This window comes from Cytophagia bacterium CHB2 (assembly GCA_030263535.1).
Classification (GTDB): domain Bacteria; phylum Zhuqueibacterota; class Zhuqueibacteria; order Zhuqueibacterales; family Zhuqueibacteraceae; genus Coneutiohabitans.
Genome location: SZPB01000523.1, coordinates 1 through 3,335 on the forward strand (window position 1 = coordinate 1; position 3,335 = coordinate 3,335).

4 protein-coding genes are annotated in these 3,335 nt (G+C 52.1%); 2 read left to right on the forward strand and 2 right to left on the reverse strand.

Going from position 1 to position 3,335, the window contains the following annotated elements:
* The coding region (locus FBQ85_28335) for a S9 family peptidase (GenBank protein MDL1879042.1) at positions 1-1,470 on the reverse strand (1,470 nt) is incomplete at its 3' end.
* Between FBQ85_28335 and FBQ85_28340 the strand changes: the two genes are divergently transcribed.
* Positions 1,436-1,804, forward strand: a complete 369-nt coding sequence (locus tag FBQ85_28340) for a hypothetical protein (protein ID MDL1879043.1) — start codon at positions 1,436-1,438, stop codon at positions 1,802-1,804. The genes FBQ85_28335 and FBQ85_28340 overlap by 35 nt on opposite strands.
* Before the next feature lie 188 nt (positions 1,805-1,992).
* Positions 1,993-2,187, forward strand: a complete 195-nt coding sequence (locus tag FBQ85_28345) for a hypothetical protein (protein MDL1879044.1) — start codon at positions 1,993-1,995, stop codon at positions 2,185-2,187.
* Between the two features lie 271 nt (positions 2,188-2,458).
* Here the strand turns inward: FBQ85_28345 and FBQ85_28350 are convergent.
* Positions 2,459-3,335 (reverse strand): FtsX-like permease family protein (locus FBQ85_28350; GenBank protein MDL1879045.1); only part of this gene is annotated, 877 nt, incomplete at its 5' end.

Sequence of the window (3,335 nt, forward strand, 5' to 3'; positions counted from 1 at the left end):
GTCGAGCAATGCGCCGATATCTTTCACCGATTCTTCGCGTTTGTAAACATTATACATGGCGAGATAGGATTTGCCATATCCGGAAGAGCCGCGCACATTCGGCACCAACACGGCAATGCCCAATTCATTTACGTAATACTGGGTGATCGAGCTGAAGCTCGGCACAGCCTGGCCCTCCGGCCCGCCGTGAATGTTGATGATGACCGGCAGCTTGCCGCCGGCGTTTTTCGGTTTGTAATAAAACGCAGGAATCATGCGCGGCGCGTTATTCACCTTGTCAAAGGTGGGATAGCGGATCAATTGGGGCGCGACAAAATTCTCGGTTTGCAAACCGCCCACTTCGCTGAACGTCCAGCGCACCAATTCTTGCGTACTTAAGTTGAGGGCAAACGCATCGCCTGACGTCTGCGCATTGTTGAGCGTCATGCCAAGCGTGCCGCCGTCCGGGGAAAATTCCAATCCAAAAATCAAACCGAGAGGCAACTCCGGCAGTTTTAATTCTTGATTGGTTTTTAAATCGATAACACGCAGTTGGCTGATGCCGTCAGCGTTGACCGTGTAAGCGAGTTTCGCGCCGTCGTGCGAAAGCTCCACCTCCTCGACATCCCAGGAAATTTTATCGGTGATCACCGTCTTTTTGCCGGTGGCCAGTTCGTAAAAATAAAGTTGTTGGAATTCGCCGGCTTCGTCCGAGGTGTAGTAAACGCCGCTGCCGTCTTTGCGCCAGCGCGCCGCGCCATAAGCAATTTTTTTCTTGGGTTGAGGATTGATGGCGGTGAGTTTCTTTGTGGAAAGATCATACCAATACAAATAGGATTCATTCGCTGAAACATAGTTTTGAATCAGCAGTTTGTTGTTATCCGCCGCCCAGTCGACCGCGCCCCAGGCGCCGGCTGCTGCGGTCGCAGTTTCGGAAACTCCGGGCTGATCAAAGTTCATCAGGCGCACATCCGTGTCTTTGCCGTTGCGCAAATTGCTGGAGAAGACGATCCATTTGCCGTCCGGCGACCAGCTGCCGCCGGTATTGCGCGACTTGCCGTCGGTCAGCAGCGCGGTTTGCCCGGTTTTGAGATCGAAATAATAAAGTTGAAAGAACTCTGCGCCGCCGGTATCCATGCTGAACAAGAAGCCGCGATGATCCGGGCCGGGATAATAACTCCCGCCGCGCGCCGGCTCTTTGAAAAATGTGATTTGCTGCCGGCTGCCGCCCGCTTGGCCCACATAGTGAATCTGATTGGTCTCGCCGAAACGCGTTGAAATCAACATGCCCGGGCCGTGGGGATTCCAATCAAGGAATGAGGCGGAGCGCACATTTTGATATTGATTCATGCGCTCGCTGATGCGCGCCGGAATTTCAGGGATGCCGTCGATGACAAGGTTGCCCACTTCGCGCGGCTGGGCGACCAGAGTAAAAATGGCGAGAACGGAAAAAATTATGAACGAAGGAAAGATGATGTTGCGCCGTGACATGTCATTCTCCTTTATAATCGGGTCGATTAGCTATGAAACTTGTGTGTATGATAATCATGCGGCAATCACAAAGAGTTTTGTTGCTGTTCGTCATTTGATCCGAGGAGTAGTGCCGAGGAGTTTCAAGGAATTTATTTCAAGTGAACTGACGAAGGCCGGCAGGCAGGAAGCGCGACCAGGCTTGTGGCAATCATGGCAAGGCGAACGTGATAACGACACAAATCGTGCAGGGATGAGGGGAGTTTATGAAAACAGCCGGAGCCGTTTTGCCGCTGTGGGGATTGGGCTCGCGGCCTCCGGCGAGATTGCAATTGTGCGTCAAGGCAAGTTCTGACGGGCGCCAGCCACAATCGTGCAACATTCCATCCGCCTTTCATGCGGGTACCTGCGCGATAAAGTTTACACAGCCACAAACCGGCCACAAGAATGGCGAAATAATACATTGAAGGAAATTGAAAGGCAAGCCCTTTATCATGCCGGACAAAATTTAAATTCTCTTTACTTGCCTTTCGAGATGAAATCATGCACCGCAACGAAGTCGCGGTTTTGCGGGAGAGTTTGCCGCCTGACGAAGCCATCGATATCTGCGTGAACTGCCCCATGAAAATTTTTATATCAAAGCGGGCTATGACGGACGTCAAACATAAAATTCGCGAAGGGGACGCGCTGATTATGTTTGTCGAGGACGAGAAGATCGCCGCACTGGAGAGGATGTGAAATCTGATCGTAGAATCTTTGCTTCTGTGATCTGCACCACCGGGTATCTTTTGGGCCGCGGATAAACACGGATTTTCACGGATTCAAAAAGAGTTCACCTCGTGTCGATGAAATACACCAAAAAACTTTTCGTTTTTTTCGCGTGTTTGCTCGGGAAAAGTTGAATCTACATTCGTAAAGCCGGCTGTCCTAATTTTCTCACGAGTAACAATGCCAGCGGAATCATGACGTTCCCGTGCAATAAATCCCCCCAACTCACGCACGACGAAGTCTATTCATAGCGCAAAGATTCCACCGGATCCAAGCCCGCTGCTTTGCGCGCCGGGAAAAAGCCGGCCAACAAGCCAATGATCATGAGAATGCTGGTGGTGAGAAACATAATGGTGTGCGACAATACCGGCCGGCCCAGGAACTGCATCGGCCCGTCTTCAGCCGGCAGAAGCTGTACGACGGAAATCACTCCCATTGAAAAAAGCATACCCAGTCCACCGCCGATCAAGGCGATGAGCAGCGCTTCGAAAATGAATTGCGCCAGAATGTAGCGCCGCCGCGCGCCCATCGCCATTTTGATGCCGATTTCACGCGTGCGTTCTTTCACCACGATGTACATGATATTCGCGACGCCCACCCCCGCAATCAGCAAGGTCAAAAATCCGACCGAGCCCAGGAAGATTGCAATCCCGATTGAGATTTTCTCGCCCATTTTTTCATTTTCTATAAAATCCCAAATGCCGAGCGCGCGTTCGTCGGTGGGATCGAAATCATATTTACGGCCGAGCACGCGATAAATCTCGCTTTTCACGACTTCCTGTCTCGTCGGATCGCTGGGACGCACCACCATCGAGTTGACGTATTTGTAGCCGTAGCGCGTGCGAAACGTGGTATAAGGCATGACGGCGCGCCGCGTGTCCGGGCCATTGTTCATGCTGGTTTGAATTTTCTTTTGCATGAGGCCCACGAGTGTGAACGGTATGCCGTCAACCATCAAGGTTTTGCCGATGGGATCCTCTTCGCCGAATATCTCCCGCGCAATCTCGCTGCCGAGAAACATCACCCGGCGCTGATGCAACAAATCAGCCTCATTGAGAAAACGCCCGCCGGCCGCGGGATACATGCGCCGCATCTCCTCAAAACCGGGATTCACGCCT